At 33.1% G+C, this 21236-nt stretch carries 19 protein-coding genes; 4 read left to right on the top strand and 15 right to left on the bottom strand.

The features are described from left to right. Positions 1 to 10: 10 nt before the first annotated feature. The gene (ahpC, locus tag CBF36_RS01770) at positions 11 to 574 is read right to left on the bottom strand and encodes an alkyl hydroperoxide reductase subunit C (protein WP_125956081.1); all 564 of its coding nucleotides are present in this window, start codon (positions 572 to 574) and stop codon (positions 11 to 13) included. 253 nt (positions 575 to 827) lie between these two features. Here ahpC and CBF36_RS01765 point away from each other — a divergent pair, with 253 nt between their 5' ends. Both CBF36_RS01765 and CBF36_RS01760 read left to right on the top strand, forming a co-directional pair. Then, on the top strand, positions 828 to 1409 hold the full coding sequence (locus tag CBF36_RS01765) for a beta-phosphoglucomutase (RefSeq protein WP_125956080.1): 582 nt from the start codon (positions 828 to 830) through the stop codon (positions 1407 to 1409). Next, a complete protein-coding gene (locus CBF36_RS01760) occupies positions 1406 to 2395 on the top strand; it encodes an aldose epimerase family protein (RefSeq protein ID WP_125956078.1) in 990 nt (329 codons plus the stop codon). The genes CBF36_RS01765 and CBF36_RS01760 overlap by 4 nt, the downstream gene beginning before the upstream one ends. 26 nt (positions 2396 to 2421) lie before the next feature. Here the strand turns inward: CBF36_RS01760 and CBF36_RS01755 are convergent, their stop codons facing one another. Then, positions 2422 to 3282, bottom strand: coding sequence for an ROK family protein (locus tag CBF36_RS01755; protein ID WP_125956077.1), 861 nt, complete (start codon positions 3280 to 3282; stop codon positions 2422 to 2424). 9 nt (positions 3283 to 3291) lie between these two features. Continuing rightward, entirely contained in the window at positions 3292 to 4665 is a 1374-nt protein-coding gene (locus CBF36_RS01750) for a glycoside hydrolase family 1 protein (protein ID WP_125956075.1), read from the bottom strand. A 351-nt stretch (positions 4666 to 5016) separates the two neighbouring features. Here CBF36_RS01750 and CBF36_RS01745 point away from each other — a divergent pair, with 351 nt between their 5' ends. Continuing rightward, complete coding sequence (locus tag CBF36_RS01745; protein WP_125956073.1) at positions 5017 to 6351, top strand: FAD-dependent oxidoreductase; 1335 nt, start codon at positions 5017 to 5019, stop codon at positions 6349 to 6351. Between the two features lie 67 nt (positions 6352 to 6418). Here the strand turns inward: CBF36_RS01745 and CBF36_RS01740 are convergent, their stop codons facing one another. After that, the gene (locus tag CBF36_RS01740) at positions 6419 to 7231 is read right to left on the bottom strand and encodes a hypothetical protein (RefSeq protein WP_125956072.1); all 813 of its coding nucleotides are present in this window, start codon (positions 7229 to 7231) and stop codon (positions 6419 to 6421) included. Positions 7232 to 7728: 497 nt separating this feature from the next. On the opposite strand from CBF36_RS01740, the gene apf reads away from it, so the two are divergent. After that, positions 7729 to 8280: an aggregation-promoting factor gene (gene apf, locus CBF36_RS01735; protein WP_125956070.1), complete on the top strand. Its 552-nt coding sequence runs from the start codon at positions 7729 to 7731 to the stop codon at positions 8278 to 8280. 80 nt (positions 8281 to 8360) lie between these two features. Here apf and CBF36_RS01730 read toward each other — a convergent pair whose 3' ends face one another. The 11 genes from CBF36_RS01730 to CBF36_RS01680 form a co-directional block, all read right to left on the bottom strand. Continuing rightward, positions 8361 to 10823: a heavy metal translocating P-type ATPase gene (locus tag CBF36_RS01730; protein ID WP_125956068.1), complete on the bottom strand. Its 2463-nt coding sequence runs from the start codon at positions 10821 to 10823 to the stop codon at positions 8361 to 8363. A 9-nt stretch (positions 10824 to 10832) separates the two neighbouring features. Continuing rightward, on the bottom strand, positions 10833 to 11273 hold the full coding sequence (locus CBF36_RS01725; RefSeq protein ID WP_125956066.1) for a CopY/TcrY family copper transport repressor: 441 nt from the start codon (positions 11271 to 11273) through the stop codon (positions 10833 to 10835). Positions 11274 to 11369: 96 nt separating this feature from the next. Further along, positions 11370 to 13148, bottom strand: a complete 1779-nt coding sequence (locus CBF36_RS01720; protein WP_125956064.1) for a sensor histidine kinase — start codon at positions 13146 to 13148, stop codon at positions 11370 to 11372. Next, positions 13145 to 13852 (bottom strand): response regulator transcription factor, encoded by a 708-nt coding sequence (locus tag CBF36_RS01715; protein WP_125956062.1) that lies wholly within the window; start codon positions 13850 to 13852, stop codon positions 13145 to 13147. The genes CBF36_RS01720 and CBF36_RS01715 overlap by 4 nt, the downstream gene beginning before the upstream one ends. A 99-nt stretch (positions 13853 to 13951) precedes the next feature. Continuing rightward, positions 13952 to 14854 carry a phosphate ABC transporter substrate-binding protein PstS family protein gene (locus CBF36_RS01710; protein WP_125956060.1) on the bottom strand — a complete coding sequence of 301 codons (903 nt, stop codon included), beginning with the start codon at positions 14852 to 14854 and terminating at the stop codon, positions 13952 to 13954. Between the two features lie 232 nt (positions 14855 to 15086). Then, positions 15087 to 16340 (bottom strand): ATP-dependent Clp protease ATP-binding subunit ClpX, encoded by a 1254-nt coding sequence (gene clpX, locus CBF36_RS01705; RefSeq protein WP_125956058.1) that lies wholly within the window; start codon positions 16338 to 16340, stop codon positions 15087 to 15089. A gap of 147 nt (positions 16341 to 16487) precedes the next feature. Next, entirely contained in the window at positions 16488 to 17771 is a 1284-nt protein-coding gene (tig, locus tag CBF36_RS01700) for a trigger factor (RefSeq protein ID WP_125956057.1), read from the bottom strand. Positions 17772 to 17879: 108 nt separating this feature from the next. Further along, positions 17880 to 18818 carry a tetratricopeptide repeat protein gene (locus CBF36_RS01695; protein WP_125956055.1) on the bottom strand — a complete coding sequence of 313 codons (939 nt, stop codon included), beginning with the start codon at positions 18816 to 18818 and terminating at the stop codon, positions 17880 to 17882. A gap of 79 nt (positions 18819 to 18897) precedes the next feature. After that, positions 18898 to 19131, bottom strand: coding sequence for a YkuJ family protein (locus CBF36_RS01690; RefSeq protein WP_125956054.1), 234 nt, complete (start codon positions 19129 to 19131; stop codon positions 18898 to 18900). A gap of 89 nt (positions 19132 to 19220) precedes the next feature. Continuing rightward, a complete protein-coding gene (locus CBF36_RS01685; RefSeq protein WP_125956052.1) occupies positions 19221 to 20087 on the bottom strand; it encodes an NAD(P)-dependent oxidoreductase in 867 nt (288 codons plus the stop codon). 131 nt (positions 20088 to 20218) lie between these two features. Then, positions 20219 to 21235, bottom strand: coding sequence for a lysylphosphatidylglycerol synthase transmembrane domain-containing protein (locus tag CBF36_RS01680; RefSeq protein WP_125956050.1), 1017 nt, complete (start codon positions 21233 to 21235; stop codon positions 20219 to 20221). Between the last annotated feature and the right edge of the window lies 1 nt (position 21236).

Genomic DNA, 21236 nt, shown 5'->3' with positions numbered 1-21236 from the left:
GTTTTTCTCCTTATATTTTTCCGACTAAATCAAAACTTGGTTTCAATGTTTCTCCATTTTCTTTCCATTTAGCAGGACATACTTCCCCTGGATTTTCTCTAACATATTGTGCTGCACGAATTTTATCTACTAAAATACTTGCTTCACGACCAATACCATCTGCATTAATCTCAATTGTTTGAACAACTCCATCTGGATCAATGATAAATGTTCCGCGTTGAGCTGCCCCTGCTTCTTCGTCCAACACATCAAACTGACGTGAAATGACATGTGATGGGTCACCAATCATGATATACTCAATTTTACCAATTGCATCAGAGGTATCATGCCATGCTTTGTGTGTAAAATGTGTGTCTGTTGAACAAGAATAGACTTCTACTCCCAAACTTTTTAGCGTTGCATATTGCTCTTGTAAATCTTCTAATTCTGTCGGGCAAACAAATGTAAAATCAGCTGGATAAAAACATAAAATACTCCATTGTCCTTTAAAATCTTCATTAGAGACAGTGATAAATTCTCCTTTATGGTAAGCCTGTGCTTTAAACTCTTCAATTTCTTTTCCAATTAATGACATAATAATAATCCTCCATTTAATTTATGATTCTAGTTTAACTAAAACCTTATTTATAATTATTATAATTTAATAGCTTATTTAAGTCAAATCTAATATAAATAACTTAAACTTGTGTTTAAATAACACATATCACACATTAATATGATGTTAAGTCATTTTTATTAATAGTTAATCTTCAGTGACAGCAACGTCTTTTTTAGTTAGAATAACTATTAGTAAACCCTATAACAAGATAATAAAGAGGTGTTAAGCATTGTTTTCAACCATCACACTCGCACTAGATGGTATTATAACGGATACCACATATCTTCACTATGAAAGTTTTTTACATGCTTTCGATTTTTTTGACTACACTTTACCTAATAACTTATCATTTCAAGAACAAATGACTTTTAGAAAAAATGATTGGTTAGATGCTATTGATCATTTAAGCAACTCTCAAAAAAATGATATCATCCAAAAGAAAAATGAATATTACTTAGTTGGAATAAATGACCTTACTGATGATGATCTTTACCCAGGAATAAAAGAATTATTTAATGAAGCAGAGTATTTATCCATCATCATAAACTGCTATTCAAACAATCCTCTTGCAAAAGATGTATTAAAAAATCTTGGTTTAAATCCAACTACCCATATTATGAATTTCGATGATTTAAATAATCAATCTAGTGATATAATAGTAATAGACAATGAAACCGATTTAACGAATCAGTCTTCTTTATTATTTTTTTTAACACAAGATGATACTAAATATCAAGGAATACAATATGTTCAAAATACTGAAGAATTGACCATGGCTTATTTTAAAAAAATTTGGGAGGAACAGATATGAAGTATACTATTACACATGATACAGTGACTGATATCCACTATATTACCGTATCATCAACAGAACACACCGTTACATTTGTTGATTTTGGGGCGCGAATTCAAGAGTGGATTATCCCTGATAAACACGGAAAAAAAGAAAACATCTTACTATCACCTGACACCCCACTCGAAATATTAAATGATACAGCTCAATTTGGAGCGCTTGTGGGACCGGTTGCTGGTCGTATAAAAAATGGGCAATGGAACAATAGGCAATTCGAAAAAAATAATGGTAATCATCATTTACATGGTGGAAGCAATGGTTGGTGGCATCAATTTTGGTTGTTTGATGTTGAAGTAGCAAAAGATTCAATCACTGTTCATTTTATGTTAAAGGATACCTTAACTGACTACCCTGGACCAATTTATGTCAAAAATTCTTATAAAGTAACCAATGATTCGATTGACATGACCACAAGTGTTCATGCCGATAGTGACACCATTGTCAATCCGACAAATCACATTTATTTTAATTTAAACGGGCAAGCAAAACAAAGTATCGCCAATCACATGCTACAAATTCACTCAGATACCCTACTAGAAACTGACAACGAAAATATTCCAACAGGTGTTTTACTAGATGTTGATGGCACTGGATATGATTTTAGAACGCCACGCTTATTAAGTGACTCTTTAAAAGACCTCTCACAAGGAATTGATGATGCCTTTTTATTGCAAGATATCCAACCGCAAATGACATTAAGTGAGCCAAGTACTGGAAGACAAATTAGCATCTCTTCTAATCGTCAAGCTGCAGTTATTTTTTCTACGACAGGTTTTGAAATGGATCAATCTGTTTCTGGTGAGAAAATGCGTTCAGAATTGGGCATTGCAATAGAAACACAGGAACTTCCAGATATTGTCAATCATCCAAATTTAGGAAGTATTGACTTAGAGAAACATCAAGTAAAAACATGGAAAACAACGTATACTTTTTCTATTATGTAAAAAAATCCCACACAAAGTGGGATTTTTTATATGGTATTTAAATAATTTATCGCAGCACCAATTAGATTAGCGTCGTTTTTAAATTGACATGCTGTGATTTGTGGCATAATACTTGGCAAGTGAACACTTGTTAATTTATGATATAAACGCTTTTCTAATTCGGTAATCACTTCTGTACGCTCAGAAATACCTCCACCAATAATAATCATCTCTGGATCAATTGCCACTTGCAAATCATAAAGTATTTGTGCAATATTTTCATACATCGTATCCAGCAAAGTCAAGACAAGTTCGTCCCCTTTATTTGCTAACTCAAATAATTTCTGCCCATCTACTTTTTTTCCAGTTTGATGATAATAAGCATCTGCAACTCGAACAATCGTCCCTGTCTCACTTAATATCTTATCAGTATGATTTTTCATTAAGCCAAATTCTCCACCGAATAAATGAGCCCCTTTATACAATGCCCCATTGATAAACACAGCCCCTCCTACACCTGTCCCTAACACAACAAATAAAGCATTTTTCCTATCTTTCCCTACTCCTAGATTCATTTCTGCAATCCCTGCACAATTGGCATCATTTTCAATTCTAACTGGGAGATTAAACGCTTGTTCAAACATATCAAAAATAGGACAATTATGTAAATACCTCACTGCACTAATTCCTTCAATTTCTCTGGTACTAACATTGACAACTCCTGGAGCACTAATAGCCACCCCCTCTATATCAACTGGGTAATGATTGATTACTTGTTTCATTTCTTCAACTAAGTCATCTAATGTTTTTGGCGTTGAAAACTTAGATTGGGTAGATAACTGATTATCTTTCCATAAACCACATTTTACTGCCGTCCCTCCAATATCAAATACTGCCAAATTTGTCATATTTCCACCTCAAAATCCATTATTTTTTACTACCTCTTTAAACCATAACCCGCTTTTTTTCAGTGAACGCTGATAATTATTTTCTAAATCAACACGATAAAAACCATATCGATTTTTATACCCATTTAACCATGACCAACAATCCACAAAAGTCCATGTATGGTAGCCAAAACAATTACTTCCTTCTTCAATTCCTTGATGTAAATAGTCTAAATGTTCTTTCATAAACTCAATTCGGTAATCATCTATTATCATGCCAGAATCATCCATAAAACGCTCTTCATTTGCGACTCCCATCCCATTTTCTGATACATACCAAGGAATATTACCATAGTCATCTTTCATCATCATGGCCACATCATACATCGCTTCTGGATAAATTTCCCATCCACGATAAGGATTAATCCTCTTGTCAGGCCAATCATATGACTCATAAAAATCCGTCGGAAAAATCGCTGGATAGCGAATTTCTCTAGGTGCTTGAACTCTCATTGGTTGGTAATAATTTATCCCGATAAAATCAACAAGGTAATGAGATATAACCTCTTTATCATCTGGTAAACTATCTGGAGTTAAATCATTTTCTAATAATAAGTCACTTAATTCAACTGGAATAGTTCCTAATACGCATGGATCTAAAAAACTTTTTATTATCAATAAATCCGCTTTTCTTTTTGCTTCTTGATCTTGTGTTTCATCACTTTTGGCGTACGTTGGTGTCACGTTTAATATAATGCCAATTCTACCATCATTTTGACTATCACGAAATGCTTTGACTGCATAAACATGTGCCATCAGTGTATGAAAGCCCACCTGAATTGCTTTTTTAAAATCAACAATAGCTGGGTAGTGATAACCATATAGATACCCACATTCGATATGAACAAGTGGTTCATTGAATGTTACCCAATCACTCACCAAATCACCAAATAACTCAAAGGCTGTTTTAGCATAAAAATGAAATGCTTCGACTGATTCCCTTGTCTCCCAACCGCCTTTTTCCATCAACCACCAAGGCATATCAAAATGAAACAAATTAACGATTGGATGAATTCCTTCATCTAACATGGTTTGAAAGTAATCTCGATAAAACATCACAGCTTCTTGATTAATCTTTTTCCCATCTGGTAACAACCTTGCCCATGAAATAGAGGTACGATAAGAATTTAATCCAATCTCTTTCATTCGTTTAATATCATTAATGTATTCCTCATACACATTAGACGTGTTTTCTGGTCCTTCATTTGCATGAAATTTCTCAGGATTTAACTCAAACCATTTATCCCACGTTGTCGCGCTTTTCCCATTACCTAATGAATGCCCTTCTGTTTGCGGTGCTGATGCTGCTGATCCCCATAAAAAATTAGCTGGAAATTTTAACACGATACCCACTCCTTATTTCATTGTCTTTACTATCTATTATAAAATAAGATATATCTTTTATAAAGAAAAACATTTAAAAAAAATATTTGATATATCATTAAATATTGTGAATATTTTTATAAACAAAAGAATGAACAGACTGTTTAACACATGTTCATTCTAGTTACATATCCTAACAGATATCACACATAACACTTGATATTTTATGCACATAACACTTCAAAAACACCTCTTTTTCTATTTTAATATTCACAAGCATAATGATATACATTGGTTTTCCTTTCTGTTATATTTTGCACATGTCACAAATATATTTATTTGTGATAAATCATACATGTAAGGGTGAATACAATGAAAGTTGTCGTAGTAGGATGTACTCATGCAGGGACATCAGCTGTAAAAAGTATTTTAAAAAATGAGCCAGGAGCAGACGTCGTTGTTTATGAACGAAATGATAATGTCTCTTTCTTATCTTGTGGGATTGCTCTTTACGTTGGTGGCGTTGTAAAGAATGCACAAGATTTATTCTACTCAAATCCTGAGGAACTAACTTCTCTAGGTGCTACAGTACATATGGAGCATAACGTGACATCCATAGATACTGAATTAAAACAAGTAACTGCAGTTAATTTAAAAACAAATGAAACGACCGTCACATCATATGATAAATTAGTTATGACAACTGGTTCATGGCCAATCATTCCACCTATCACTGGAATTGACGCACATAATATTTTATTGTGTAAAAATTACAATCAAGCTAATCAAATTATTGAGTCTGCCAAAGACGCGAAAAAAATAGTCGTTGTTGGTGGTGGTTATATTGGGATTGAGCTTGTTGAAGCTTTTGTTGAATCAGGAAAAGATGTGACATTAATTGATGGGTTGGATCGAATATTAAATAAATATCTAGATAAACCTTTTACAGATAAATTAGAACAAGAGCTTGTCAACCAAGGAGTTACACTTGCTTTAGGTGAGAATGTTGCTCGTTTTGAAGCAGATGACGATTCTAATGTGAAAAAAGTACATACTAAATCTCAATCATTTGATGCGGATATGGTGATTCTTTGTGTTGGATTTAAACCTTCAACAGAATTATTAGGTGACTCTGTCGATAAATTACCAAATGGTGCTATTATTGTCGATGAATACATGCAAACAAGTCATCCTGATATTTTCGCTGCCGGTGATAGTGCAATTGTTCACTATAACCCAACAAAAACAGATAACTACATTCCACTTGCAACAAATGCTGTTAGACAAGGGTTATTAGTTGGAAAAAACATTAGCAAACCGACTCTTGCTTATCGTGGTACACAAGGTACTTCTGGTTTGTATTTATTTGGTTGGAAAATTGGTTCGACAGGTTTAACAATTGAAAATGCTAAAGCTCAAGGGTTAAATGCGGACATGGTTTATTTAGAAGATAATTATCGTCCAGAATTCATGCCAACAACTGAAAAAGTGATGATGCAACTTATTTTCGATAAAGAGACAAAACGTATTTTAGGTGGACAATTAATGTCGAAATATGACATTACTCAATCAGCTAATACTCTATCTTTAGCTGTTCAAAATAATATGACTGTTGAAGATTTAGCTTTATCTGATTTCTTTTTCCAACCTCACTTTGATAGACCTTGGAACTACTTAAATTTACTAGCACAAGCTGCAATGGATTAATTTCCTACTATTATATATAAAATAAAAATAACCCTTAAATCATATTAGATGATTTAAGGGTTATTTTTTAGATTTCTTCAGAAAACGAAATCCGATCATGAACTTTCATAAAATTAGGTCGAGAAAAATGCAATTCATCATAGACAGCAATTTTTTCGCTAGCTTCTAACATTAAGATAGCAATTTCTCTGGTAAATGTTTCTAATGTTGTAATATCAAATGGTGTATAAGACAATAAAAATTCTTTTTCTAAATGAGATAATTTTGATTTTTCTCCCTCATAATGTCTCCAATCATCTGAGTCATTTGGTTTTGCCCCTTTTGATAGATACCACATAGAGACCAAATGTTGTTTAATAGATAAGATGATTGACTCGATTTGATTTCTTTCATTACGTCGCCAAGCTCGGTATAAATTAAAATAGTCTGCATAATACTGGTTTAATACATTATCAAATACTTCTTGCGTTACTACATAATTCATTTCTTTAGATAAATTATGTAAATCTGCTAATGTTCCATCATCTTTAATAATCTCAATATGCTTATATTGAATACTTGGTTCCAACATCTCTAAAGTATAAACCATTAAGTCTAGTTTAATGAATGTTGCATAATGAATAATAGAATGATTGTAATCAAATAATTCCACAAATAAAAAATCCCCAATAGCGCTAATAATATCGCGTTGCTTTTCTTCAAGTAATATTCCCGGTTTTAAAATAATTCGAGCGTTAATATCTGAGTAATAGTCCTCTGTCTTATCACCTATCGATCCGCCAAAGTAAGCTCCAATAATATCATTGTCTTCTTTTACTAATCTTGCAAATCTATTTTTTAATTTATCACGTTCAATCGGTAAATTAGAATCTACTAGCATAATAAACAATCCCCCTTAAATATCTATTACCTACAGTATATTCAAAAAAAACCGGTTTTACAAAAGATTTTATAGAAAAAAAGGTTTTTTTTCTATTTTTTTATTTATTCGATGGTTTTTTTAAAAGACAATCATGTAACATCGCTTTTTTCGTTAGTAACATCTGTAATATTCACTTGTTCATTTTACTAATTAATAATGAAAAAAAGTAAAAAATCAAATAAATTTATGTTTGTTATAGATAATTTATCACCTATATTATTAAACTTAACCAAATTATTATGTTAAATAAACTGAATAAAACGCCCTTCATCTATGATAACCAATTACGAACATTTAAATATTTCTATGTGTCAAAAATTGTAATATTCCACTTTGTTTTGTTACCAAATTAAACCTATTCTTTCACCTAAGAAATATTATTCGATGGTAAAGTATATCTTGTCGTTGGATATCAACGAAATAAAACAAACATTTAAAAGGAGATTTTTAAATTTATGAAATCACTAAAAACACTTATATTAGGTAGCACATTCGCATTAGGATTATTATTCAGTACAACAGTACTTGCTGACTCTGTATACACAGTAAAATCAGGAGATACTCTTTCTTCTATCTCTGTTGAATTTTTCGGATCAAATAATAATGTAGAAAAAATTGCTAAAGATAATGATATTAAAAACATCCACATGATCTTTCCAGGACAGGAATTAAAGATTATTACGGATGGAAAAACAACAACAGCACCTGTTGAAACCACGACTGTTGCAGCAAGTGAACCTGTACAAGAAACTAAACAAGAAGTTGCAGCTCCTTCAGCTCCAGCAACAACATCAAGTGCTAAAGAATGGATTGCTCAAAGAGAATCTGGTGGCGATTATAACGCAACAAACGGTTACCATATCGGACGCTATCAATTAGACCCAAGTTACTTAAACGGTGACTACTCTCCAGCAAATCAAGAAAAAGTAGCAGATGAATATGTAGCTGGTCGTTATGGTTCATGGGAAAATGCTCAAGCATTTTGGATGAACAACGGTTGGTACTAAGAAATAGTCTCTAATATCACTTTAAAATAATAGTTAAAGAAGCATGAAACCAAAGTTAAGTAGCTTTGGTTTCATGCTTTTTATTTTTGTTTAGGTTTAAATCGCTTTAAACGTAGAGCATTTAATAATACGGATACAGAGCTAAAACTCATTGCTGCTCCAGCAATCATTGGATTAAGTAATGGACCACCAAATATATGTAAAATTCCCATGGCTACTGGAATACCTAATATATTATAGCCAAATGCCCAAAATAGATTTTCTTTAATATTTCTCATGGTTGCATCAGATAATTCTATCGCTGTTGCAACAGTTTTTAAATCTTCATTCATTAAAACAATATCTGCTGATTCAATGGCAACGTCTGTTCCATTACCAATGGCTAACCCTATATCTGCTTGTGCTAAAGCAGGTGCATCATTAATACCATCACCTACCATTCCAACTTTCTTACCTTTTTGTTGTAGATTTTCAACTTGTTTCGCTTTATCTTCAGGCAATACCTCACTAATAACAGTATCAATTCCCACTTGTTTTGCTATCGCATGAGCTGTCAATTCATTATCCCCTGTTAACATGACGACTTGTTTTCCCAATTTTTTTAATGTACTCACAGCCTTAACACTGCTTTCTTTTATTGGATCGGCTACAGCAATAATCCCAATAATATGTTGCTCATTCGCTACATACATAGGGGTTTTCCCTTGTGTCGCTAACTCATTAACGATGTCATTTTTTTCGTCTAATGAAATGGATTGTGCTAACATCAATCGTTTGTTTCCAATATAATAAATCTGATTATTAACACTTATCTTTATTCCTTTGCCTGGTACTGCTAAAAAATCATCAATTGTTATAAACTCTAAATGTTGTTCTTTGGCTTTTTCAACAATTGCTACTCCCAAAGGATGTTCTGAATGAGTTTCTGCTGAGGCTACAAGAATTAGCAACTCCTCTTGACTCAATTGATTAAATACTAATACATCTGTCACAATGGGTTTGCCTTGCGTGATTGTTCCTGTCTTATCAAATACAATTGTATCAAGCTGATGAGCTGTTTCTAATGCCTCACCACTTTTAATTAGGATGCCATTTTCAGCTCCCTTACCTGTTCCTACCATAATAGCTGTTGGTGTTGCTAATCCCAGTGCACATGGACATGCAATAACTAAAACGGAAATCGTAATGGTTAAAGCAAATATCCAGGTTTCCTGTCCTAAAAAATACCACAACAAACCTGAAATAATGGCTAGTCCAATGACAATCGGAACAAAGACGCCTGAAACTTTATCAGCTAACTGTGCGATAGGTGCTTTAGATCCTTGTGCTTCTTCAACCAATTTAATTATCTGTGATAATGTTGTATCTTTTCCTACCTTGGTTGCTTTAAATTTAAAACTTCCAGTCTTATTTATACTAGCACTCACCACATTATCTCCTGATTTTTTTTCTACAGGAATACTTTCTCCGGTAATCATTGATTCGTCAACTGAACTGTTACCAAAAATTATCACCCCATCTACTGGAATTTTTTCACCTGGTCTAACCATCACGATATCATCTAAAACAACTTCTTCAACTGGAATGGTTTGTTCTACTCCACCACGAATGACGGACGCAGTTTTTGGTGCAAGGTTAATCAAGGTTTTAATCGCTTCTGATGTTTTTCCTTTTGATACTGCTTCAAAATATTTTCCTAATGTAATCAATGTTAAAATAGTCGCAGCTGATTCATAATAAAGATTCATAGCAAAGCTTGTATCTCCCCTAAACACTTGAATGGTTCCATATAAACTATAAATAGTTGCCGCACTCGTTCCTAATGCCACTAACGAATCCATATTAGGATGTCTTTTGACAAGTGCTTTAAACCCGACTGCAAAAAATGGCCACCCTATTGCTATCACTGGAATAGCCAATATAAGTTGAGTAAGAGCAAAAATTTTTGGAGAATGCATTGGGTTGATGACTGATGGCAAAGGTAAGCCTATCATATGCCCCATTGATAGATACAATAACGGAACCGTAAAAATAGCAGAAGAAACAAATCGGTTCCACATAATTTTGATATGTTTTTCTTTATTATCTTCTTTAGTCATTTTTTCTTCGGTGTTTATCTGTTTATCAATCGCTTTATATCCTGCGTCCTCTACTGATTGAGTAATAACTAATTTCGTCACAACATCAGGATTATATGATACACTCATTTCTTCTGTCGCCAAATTAACGGATACTTCTTTAACACCGTCTAATTTTCCGACAACTTTTTCAACCGTACTAGAACAGGAGGCGCAACTCATTCCTTCTACCTCAAATTGTTCTGTAATAATCTGTTCCCTCACCTCATATCCAGCATCACTTATCGCTTTTGTAATATCTTCTTCAGTCAACATAGTTGTGTCATAGGTCACATCTAATTTCTCTGTGGCTAAATTAACACTTGCTTTGTCAACCCCACTTAATTTTGAGACAACCTTTTCAACCGTACTAGAACAGGAGGCACAACTCATTCCTTCTACTGGTAAAATAATTCTTTTTTCCATTTTCCCACCTCATTTATGACAATGACATTGACCAACAACACAATTACAGTCAACTGTTTTCGGAGCATTTACCTTTTTTTCTTCTAATAAATGAATTAACTGATCGATATCATTTTGAGAAAATTCTTCTTTTTCAATCAATTGATACAAGGCTTGCCCCTTCTTTTTATGACAAATTTTATTTAAATCATCTAATAATATATAATTTACAGCTAATTCTTCCTCTACAAGTGCCTGATAAATAAACTGTTTTCCTTGTTTTTCAGTTGATAAAAAATTTTTTTCAACTAATCTTGCTAATAGCGTCTTAACTGTCGACATACTCCAAGCCATTTTTTCACTCAGTATCTCCAATACTTGTCGACTCGTTACAAAATCATTTGCCCAAATAACTTTCATTATCTCCCACTCGGCTTGAGTAATAGAAAATGATTTCTCTTTTTGCACCATGACGTAACACCTCTTTACTAAATGATAAACTTACTATAACTTTTACGTCTACATTTGTCAACGATTAACATTAAAAAAAGAATAGCTTTTAATTAGCTACTCTTTTAATCGTTTATTTTCATAATTTGAAGATAGAATATCTAAATTTATTTTGACAATAACAGTGGTTCCTTCTCCTAATTCACTTACTAATTTAACACGCCCACCAAGTATTTCTGCATAATGTTTGACAAGCGACAATCCTAGTCCAGATCCTCCACTATTTCGTTGTCTTGAATGACTCACACGATAAAATCTTTCAAATATTCGTTTTTGATCTTCTTCAGAAATACCAATACCTGTGTCTTCAACTTTTAACGTTAACTCATTATTCTGTTGTGTTAAATAAATAAATATTTTGCTATGCTCTTCAGAGTATTCAATAGCATTTTCTAACAAATTCTTAACAATAATTTGAAATGAATCATTAGGAATAACTAAATCTTCTTCTACTGCACTTTCAAAAATAACAGATATATCTTTGTCAAAAGCTTTATATCGATAACGATCAATTTCATCCTCTATAACTAACTTAGGATGGACAACAAAAGAATCCATAATGTAAATATCTTTTTCCGTTTTTAGTAGCATCATGATTGTTTGAATTAAACTCATCAACCGTTGTGCTTCACGTTCGATAATGGTCAAAAATTCTTTACTAGCTTCTGGATCGTCTTTTGCTCCTGCTAGCAATGTTTCAGAAAAACCAATAATGGATGTTGTTGGCGTTTTTAACTCATGTGATATATTACTAATAAAATCCTCATGTACTCGTTCAATTTGTCGGACTTCCGTAACATCATAAATAATCCCAACGTATTCATTATTGTCTATTGATAATTGTCGAATAACAATTTTTAAATCTTGCGTTCTTGGTTTTTCTATACGAATTTCCCCTTGAACTGCTTCTTTTGTCTCAACAGCCTGGTTAATTAATTCAGTCAATCTAGGTTCTGTAAACCATTCATCATATGGAGAAATCGTCCATTTTTTCTGGAACATTTCTTCTATTGTTTGATTGGCTAATGTTATCTCCAATCGATCATTCAAAATAAAAATACCGATATCTAAGTTCTCAAATAAAAAATGCAATGTCTCTTCATTTTTTAACTGCTTATAATACAGTAAATTCGTTTCTTCCATTAATTCATACACCGTTTGATAGAGTTCACGCCATTCCCCAGGCGCATCTATAACCTTTTGTTTTTTCTCAGGATTTTGAATTGCTTGTCTTAAAATTGGCAACATAAATTGAATTGGCTTCTTTGACTGACGATGGATGTAATATCCCATAATGAGGATTGCGACAAATAATAACACCATGATTGTAATCACAATTCGCTGAAAGTTCTCAACATATTGTGAAATACCTTGATACGTTTCTGATAGACGAATAACCCCTATTAACTGATTATCTTGGTACACTGATTTAGCAACATAAATTAACTTCTCATCAACTGTTTGACTGTCCCTAATAGAAACTCCCTCAGTTTTTCCTTCTTCTAATACCTGTTTGACTTCCGGTCGATTTTTTCTTGAACCTTTTGCCAATGACTCTTTAGATGAATCATATAAAATCATTCCTGATTCATCTAAAACGGTTAGTCGTTCATGTTCTCCAACACTTCTATCAAGTTTTTCTTCATCCAATACTAATCCATTGTCTTGCACAACAAAAGGTATTAGTAAATCAATCTCCTTTGATAGTTGTTTTGTTTGTTGATCAATGACATCTTTCTTAAAAAAATAGGTGGTATAATACCCACCTATTAATACTAATATAATGATTATCACAACAAGCCAAACAGGATTAACTATTTTTTGTAACTTTTTCATTCCTCTGGCTCCTGAAATTTATACCCAAACCCTCTTACTGTTTTAATGTATTTAGGATTTTTGGCGTCATCTTCTATCTTTTCTCTTAAATGGCTAACATGGATGTCAACTGTTCGAGATAAATGATACATATCATCTTTCCAAATGGATAGCATTAACTCATCACGTCCGATAATGCGATTTTGCCGTTCCATAAAATAGATAAGTAATTCAAATTCTTTTTTCGTTAAGGTAATCTCAGTTCCACGTTTTAACACTTTATAGTCTTTTGGATAAGCAATTAGCTCTCCGACACTCAATTGATCGTTATCCATACTTGTTCCTGAATCACCTGATTGATTGTCTAAGCGTCTTTCTACTGCTCTAAGTCGAGCGATAAGTTCTCTTGGACTAAATGGTTTAGTCACATAATCATCTGCCCCAATTTCCAAGCCAATAATTTTATCAATCGTTTCATCTTTAGCAGTCAACATAATAATGGGTGTGCTAATTTTTTCTTTACGCAATTTTTTTGTGACATCAAATCCATTGATTTTGGGTAACATTAAGTCCAAAATAATGAAACTGTATTGATTAGACATAGCATAATCAATAGCAGCTTCACCATCATGAACCACATCAACTTCGAAGTTCTCTTTTTCCAAGTTATATTTTAAAAGTGTTGTAATGGATTGTTCATCATCAACCACTAAAATTCGCTTCATAATTGCTAAACGTCCCTTCCATATCCTGTTTAGTTTGTTCCATTATACCATAGTTAATATAAATAGATGAATACAGGATAACAATGGGTATGGAGTCAATTATTTGATATTTCCGTCTAAATCGCGTTCCACTTTCATATCAGAAATAGCAATATAACCTAATTCATTGACAACATTTTTTTGTACGTCGTCTGATTTCATGTAGTCAAGGAATGCTGTCACATCAGAACTTGCATCTTTTTGTGTATACATATGTTCATATGCCCAAATTTTCCATGAATTATCTAACACATTTTCATCCTTAGGTTCAACGTCATCAATAGATAAACCTAAAATACTTTCATCGATGTAAGAAAAGGCTAAGTAGCTAATAGCTCCTGGTGTTTCAGAAACAATTTTTCTAACTGTACCTGAAGAATCTTGCTCTTGTCCTTTAGCTGCTTCAGCGCCACCAATACCCCATTTTTCAAAAGTAGCACGAGTTCCACTTCCAGCTGCACGGTTAATTAGTTCGATTTTTTGGTCTTTTCCTCCAACTTCTTTCCAGTTTGTTACTTTACCAGTAAAGATATCTTTTAATTGTTCAGATGTAATGTTTGTAACACCGACTTCTTTGTTAACAACTGGTGCCACACCTACAACAGCAATTTTATGATCTTCAATTTTAGAAGCATCAATGCCATCTTTTTCTTCTGCATAAACATCTGAGTTACCAATATCGACAGCTCCTGTTGATACTTGTGTTAACCCTGTTCCACTACCGCCACCTTGAACCGTGATCGTATAATTTGGATTATCTGTCATATAAATTTCTGCTACTTTCTCAACTAATGGCTGTAATGCTGTTGAACCAACTGATGTAATATCTACTTTTTCAGTTGATTTTGCTTTTTCAGAACCACTTGTCCCACTATTGCTACTTTCAGTTGACCCATTACCTCCACATCCTACTAATGTAAATAATGCCCCTACTGTAATTGCAGATAATAATTTCTTTTTCATTGTTTTCAAAACTCCTTAAAAGTTATTTGTTTGTTTGATTTATTTATTACACACAGAGTGTATCAAGTTTTTGTAAACTTTATAGTCTTGATTTTGTAAAATAAAGGTAAATTATTCAAAATACAGTTTATTTTTATCTTTTCTTCAAAAAAATGTAAACTTTATGACAGTTATGCGTCAATTGAAACAAATATATCAAAAAAAGAGAGCAGATTTCTCTACTCTCTTTTACCTATTTAGTCGTTTTTAATTTTAATTCTGGTTCGCCATCACCTTCGACAGCTTCTTTAGTAATAATTACTTTTTCTACATCTTCTCTTGTTGGTATTTCATACATAATGCCCATCATGACATGTTCAATAATTGAACGAAGTCCACGAGCCCCTGTATCACGCTCAATCGCTTGATTCGCAATTGCTTCTAATGCTCCAGGTGTGAATTCTAACTCAACATCATCCAGTGACAATAATTTTTTATATTGTTTTACTAATGCATTTTTAGGTTCCGTTAAAATTCTTACCAAATCTTCTTGGGTTAATTTTTCAAGTGATGCTGTCACTGGCAATCGACCAATAAATTCAGGAATCAACCCAAATTTTAATAAATCTTCTGGGATGATTTGTGACATGATACTTTTTTCTTCATCACGTTGTTTTTTGTTCGTTGAACCAAACCCAATCACTTTTTCACCTAGACGTTCTTTAACGATTGTTTCAATGCCATCAAACGCGCCACCTACGATGAATAAAATTTCAGATGTGTCAATCTGAATCAATTCTTGTTGAGGGTGCTTACGTCCTCCTTGAGGTGGAACACTCGCCACAGTTCCTTCTAATATTTTAAGAAGAGCCTGTTGAACCCCTTCACCCGAAACATCACGTGTAATGGAGACATTTTCGCTTTTTCTTGCAATTTTATCAATTTCATCAATGTAAATAATTCCTCGTTGAGCTTTCTCAACATTAAAATCAGCTGCTTGTAATAATTTCAAGAGAATATTTTCAACATCTTCTCCCACATACCCTGCTTCTGTTAAGCTTGTCGCATCTGCAATAGCAAATGGAACATTTAATGTTCTAGCAAGTGTTTGAGCTAAAAATGTTTTACCTGATCCTGTTGGTCCTATCAAACAGATGTTACTCTTTTGAAGTTCCACATCATCGGATTCTTCATTTTCTTCATCAATTGCCATTTGTTGCACACGTTTATAGTGATTATAAACCGCAACAGACAATACGATTTTTGCTCTTTCTTGTCCTATGACATATTCATTTAATACATCTAAAATTTCTTTTGGTTTTAATACATTGATTAAATCAGATACCATCTCATCTTGCATCTCTTCATCAATGATTTCTTTACATAAATCGATACATTCGTTACAGATATATACTCCAGGTCCTGCGACTAATTTTTTCACCTCATCTTGTGATTTTCCACAAAACGAACAGCGAACTTCATTATTTTCACCTGTATTGTCGTACATGTTTTCCCTCCTAATTGAAAAAAGACCTACAAGGCCTATTTCACCAAAAGTCTAATCATCTTGTTTATAATAACATACTCTACTAGACAATGCATTAAAAAAGAAAACAAAAGACAAGGCTATATCACCTTGTCTTCTTGGACTTTCTTATGCTTCTTCTTTAACAGTTTTGATGATTGCATCAACTGCACGTTTCATTTTAATATCATGAGTTAACATGTCATCTGATAAAGCACTTCTTACAGCTGCTGCTTCCATGTTATATTGAGCTGCTAAGTCATCAATTTCCGCTTGGATATCTTCGTCTGTTACTTCGAAGTTTTCCGCTTCAACAATCGCTTCAATCACTAAGTTAGTTTTAACACGAGTTTCAGCTTCGCCTTCAAATTGTTTATGTAAATCTTCTTCAGTTGTTCCACTGATTTGGTAGTATAATTCAGGTGAAATTCCTTGGTTTTGCATGTTTGATAAGAATTCATTCATACCACGGTGAACTTCATCATGAACCATTACTTCTGGTAATTCAACGATTTCAGCATTTTCAACTGCTTGAGAAATAGCTGCTTCTTCAATAGCTGCTTCAGCTGCTGCTTCTTTAGATGCTACTAATTCTTCTTTAATTTTTTCTTTTAACTCTGCTAATGTTTCTACTTCATCATCCACATCTTTAGCAAATTCATCATCTAATTCAGGTAATTCTTTTGATTTTACTTCGTGAACTGTCACTTTAAAGATAGCATCTTGACCAGCTAAGTCTTCTGCTTGATAGTTTTCTGGGAAAGTTACTTTAACTTCCACATCATCTCCAGCTTTTGCTCCAACTAATTGTTCCTCAAATCCAGGTACAAATGAATTAGATCCTAATTCTAAAGAATAGTTTTCTGCTTTTCCACCTTCAAAATTAATGCTGTCGATAAATCCTTCAAAATCAATCACAACTGTATCGCCATTTTCAGCTGCTTCTTCTTTAAGAACTAATTCTGCTTGAGATTGTTGTTTTTGAGCTAAGCTTTCTTCAACATCTTCATCTGTTACTGTACGATCTTGTTTAGGTACAGTTAAGTTTTTGTAGTCACCTAATTTTACTTCAGGTTTTACAACAACTTCTGCGATAATAGTCCAAGGAGACCCTTTTTCTACAGAATCAATTTTTACTCTTGGTTGAGCTACTGGTTCAATACCAGCTTCTGCAACAGCTGCTTCATAAGCATCCGGTAATACAATGTTCAATGCGTCTTCATATAACGCTTCTTCACCATACATTTGATTAAACATTTGACGAGGTACTTTCCCTTTACGGAATCCTGGTACGTTTAAATCTTTCTTAATACGTTCAAACGCTGTGTTTAACCCTTTATCAACAACTTCTTTAGGAATTTCAAATGTTAAAACTCCGTCGTTTGTTCCTTGTTTTTCCCATTTTGTAGACATGTAATGTACCTCCAAGTTATCTATTCATTAATAGTTTTATTACTATTTCATACCCTACAATCTTACACTATAGACCGTTAATTGTAAACATTTTTCACTAACAACTCACTATTTTGTCATCGTATTCATCATGGTGTTATCTAAAACTTGAATGTTTTGACAAATTTCTAACACTTCTATTTCTTCATTCATTTCAAAACCAAAATAGTTTAAGTATGCTTTAAACCACATTTCTGTATCAGTCACTATAGCATTAATATGAGGATACATCATTCCCAAATGAGTTTGTACAATTGTTAAGATAATCATTCCTTGACTTGGGTCATTGTTTTCCAGATAGTCTAACAATTCTTTATAAAGAGGATGATTGCTAACACTTGGTCTTAATCGATTTAGCTCACTAAAATTCGTTTGGTGGTACTGGCCAAAAACATCTCGTATACTAACTATTTCTCCAAATCTTAGTTGGACTAATTCATCTATTATTTGAGATCGAATAAGTGGTGATATATCTTCACTAACTAAAAATATTTCGGAAGATAACTTAAAAAAATCTATTTTAGTTAAATAATTTGCTTTTTTTAACAACTCTTTTTGAGTGATAAGTGTTCCTTCTTTCATTGTCTTTATTTCCACTAAACGTTCCTCATACTCTTTTGCATCAACAAGCGTCCAATAATCTTGCGTTTTATTTAGCTTTTCCTTAAATTCTTTTTTTAATTCTTGTGAATCATCTAATTGATTTAGCCACTTCTCCAACACTAAAAACTGTTTTTCTTTCAGTAACACTTCAAAATAAAGTGGTTGTAAGTTCACTTGTGTTTTATAATCTATTTCATATTCTTTTAGATGCCTTATTGCTTCTTCTAATTGGCCTATTTCCATTAGCGTCTTCACTAAAAATTGATTTATCTCTAAAGATGGATTCGCTTCATAGCACTCATTAAAATACTCCAATGCTCTTAAATAATCCCCCTGCTCATAACTCTGCTTTCCTAGATAAAATATTCTTTCCTCATTAACTGGGAACTCTATCATCTCTCCCATCATCTTTCCCCCTATTCTATGTGATTTCGTTTATCCCATAAAAAAAAAGTGTCACACATACGTGCGCACTTTTTAATTGTTAGTCTTGTAATAATTCAAAAATTTCTAAAGTGACTAAATCAATGTCATCAAATTGATAGACTTCTTGAGAACCTGCTTCAGTTAATTCAAACATCTCATTGTTCCCATCAAACGTCACGATGCATCGCTCTTGTCCTTCTCTTTCAAATCGACGAACTTGTACTTCATTGTCGCTAGATTCCACCATTGCATTCAATCGTTTAATAATTGCTGCTAACTGTGAACTTTTCATAGAGCTAGCCTCCTTCGCATTTCTTCTGTTATATTGTAACAGAAACACACCTAACATGCATTGAAAAACTATGTCTTTTTTTAACTTTTTTAAATATCCCACCAAAGTTTAATTAAAGCTTGTGTTCCATCGTTTTCAAAACCTTTATCCACTAGTGCTTGATAAAGATTTCGTGCTTCTTTAGTTGCTGGTAAATCTATAGACATTTTCTCAGCTTCTTCTAATGCAATATTTAAATCTTTTAAGAAATGTTTAACAAAAAAACCTGGTGTAAAATCTTCTTTTAAAATTCTTGGGGCGTAATTAGTCAGCGACCAATTTGCTGCACTTCCTCCACCAACTGTATCCAGGACTTTTTCTAAATCTAAACCTGCTGATTTTGCATAAACCAGTAGTTCTGTCATCCCTGTCATAGTACCTGCTATCATGATTTGATTAGCCATCTTAGTGTGTTGCCCACTACCAGCTTTTCCTTGTAAATTTACTTTGCTACTAAACACAGTTAAGATTGATTCTACTTTATTAAAAACGTCAGGACTTCCACCTACCATCGTGGTTAGCGTCCCGTTTTTAGCGCCTAAATCGCCACCAGATACTGGAGCATCTAAACTATACGCTTCTTTTTCTGTGGCTGTTCGTGAAATTTTTTGTGCTAATGAAGGTGTACTAGTTGTCATATCAATTAGTATTTTCCCTGTCACATCCGCAGAAAAAATGCCATTTTCTCCATAATATATTTCTTCAACATCTTTTGGATATCCAACCATTGAAAAAACAATATCGCTATTCGTCGTGACATCTTTTGGTGTATCTTGCCAGATAGCACCTTCTTTAACTAATTCATCTGTTTTTTCTTTCGTACGATTATAAACGTTTACAGAATAGCCTGCTTTTAGTAAATGTCTGACAATCGATGCACCCATAACACCCGTACCAATGAAACCAATTTTCTCCATGCCTTTTCACCTCATATAAATAATTTTGATACTTTCATTATAGGAAAAGTCAATGATTAAATAAAGCCATACCCCTTTTAATCTATAACAAAAAAACATTTAAGTACACAACTCAAATGTTTCTAATAAAATCATTCAATTGATTTCTTTTTTTGATGCACTGTTAAGGCAATCAATCCTAGTATAATCCCCAAATAATAAGTCACTCCGCGCCAGAGAAAAATAGCCAAGACTAACTTACTTTGAGACAACGTAAACGTGCCAAATAATAAACTAAAACTATATTCTGCTCCTCCCGTTCCACCTGGTATGGGAAACAGTGAAATAATCATCGTGATAAACGCATGTAAAACAACAATATGAAAAATACTGATACCATGAATCCCTAAACCATGAAGAACAAAGTAAGGAATAATATAATAAGCAGTCAACTGTAGAACAGTTAGAGCACTCACTTTAACCATTAAAATGGGTTGATCTCTCATATATTTACTTTCTTCATAAAAAGTATCCATTTTTTCAATAGTTCTTTGATAGAGTTGATCGATTTTTTCGCCTTTTTTAAATAGACGAATGCCTTTAAACACCATATCGACCAACTTCCTTGTAAAGTTATACCAATACATAATCATCAATAAGGCTATAACAATAACAAAATGAATAATAAAACTTAAAAGTATTAATACTTTCAATTTAGATAGATTGTTTGATAAGTAGCCATAACCTCCTACCAAACAAACTAAAAAATTAATGACTATCCATACTTGATACACAACAAATTTCATTAAACTAACAGACGTTGCCACACCAGTGTCTACACCTGACTTAGATAGTGCAATAATTTGTGCTGGCTGTCCACCAGTTGAAAATGGCGTAATCGCATTAAACAAGTGCTCAATTAATGGTATACGGTAGCTTGATGCAAAGCTAAAATTAGGATTACTCCGTTTTAGCAAGACTTGAACAATCTTTGCCTCAATTCCCCAATATATTAAGATACAAGCAACTGAAGCAGCTATCCACCACCAATTAATAATAGAAAACTCTGTAGCCATATCCTGTAAACTGACCTTTTTCATCTCATTTCCAATAACAATTAGACCTAAGATAACTGCTAAAAGTAGGTACCATTTGTTTTTTTTGGTCATA

Origin of the sequence: Vagococcus bubulae, assembly GCF_003950315.1 — a bacterium.
Taxonomy (GTDB): Bacteria; Bacillota; Bacilli; order Lactobacillales; family Vagococcaceae; genus Vagococcus; species Vagococcus bubulae.
This window is presented reverse-complemented; position numbering and strand designations above follow the sequence as displayed.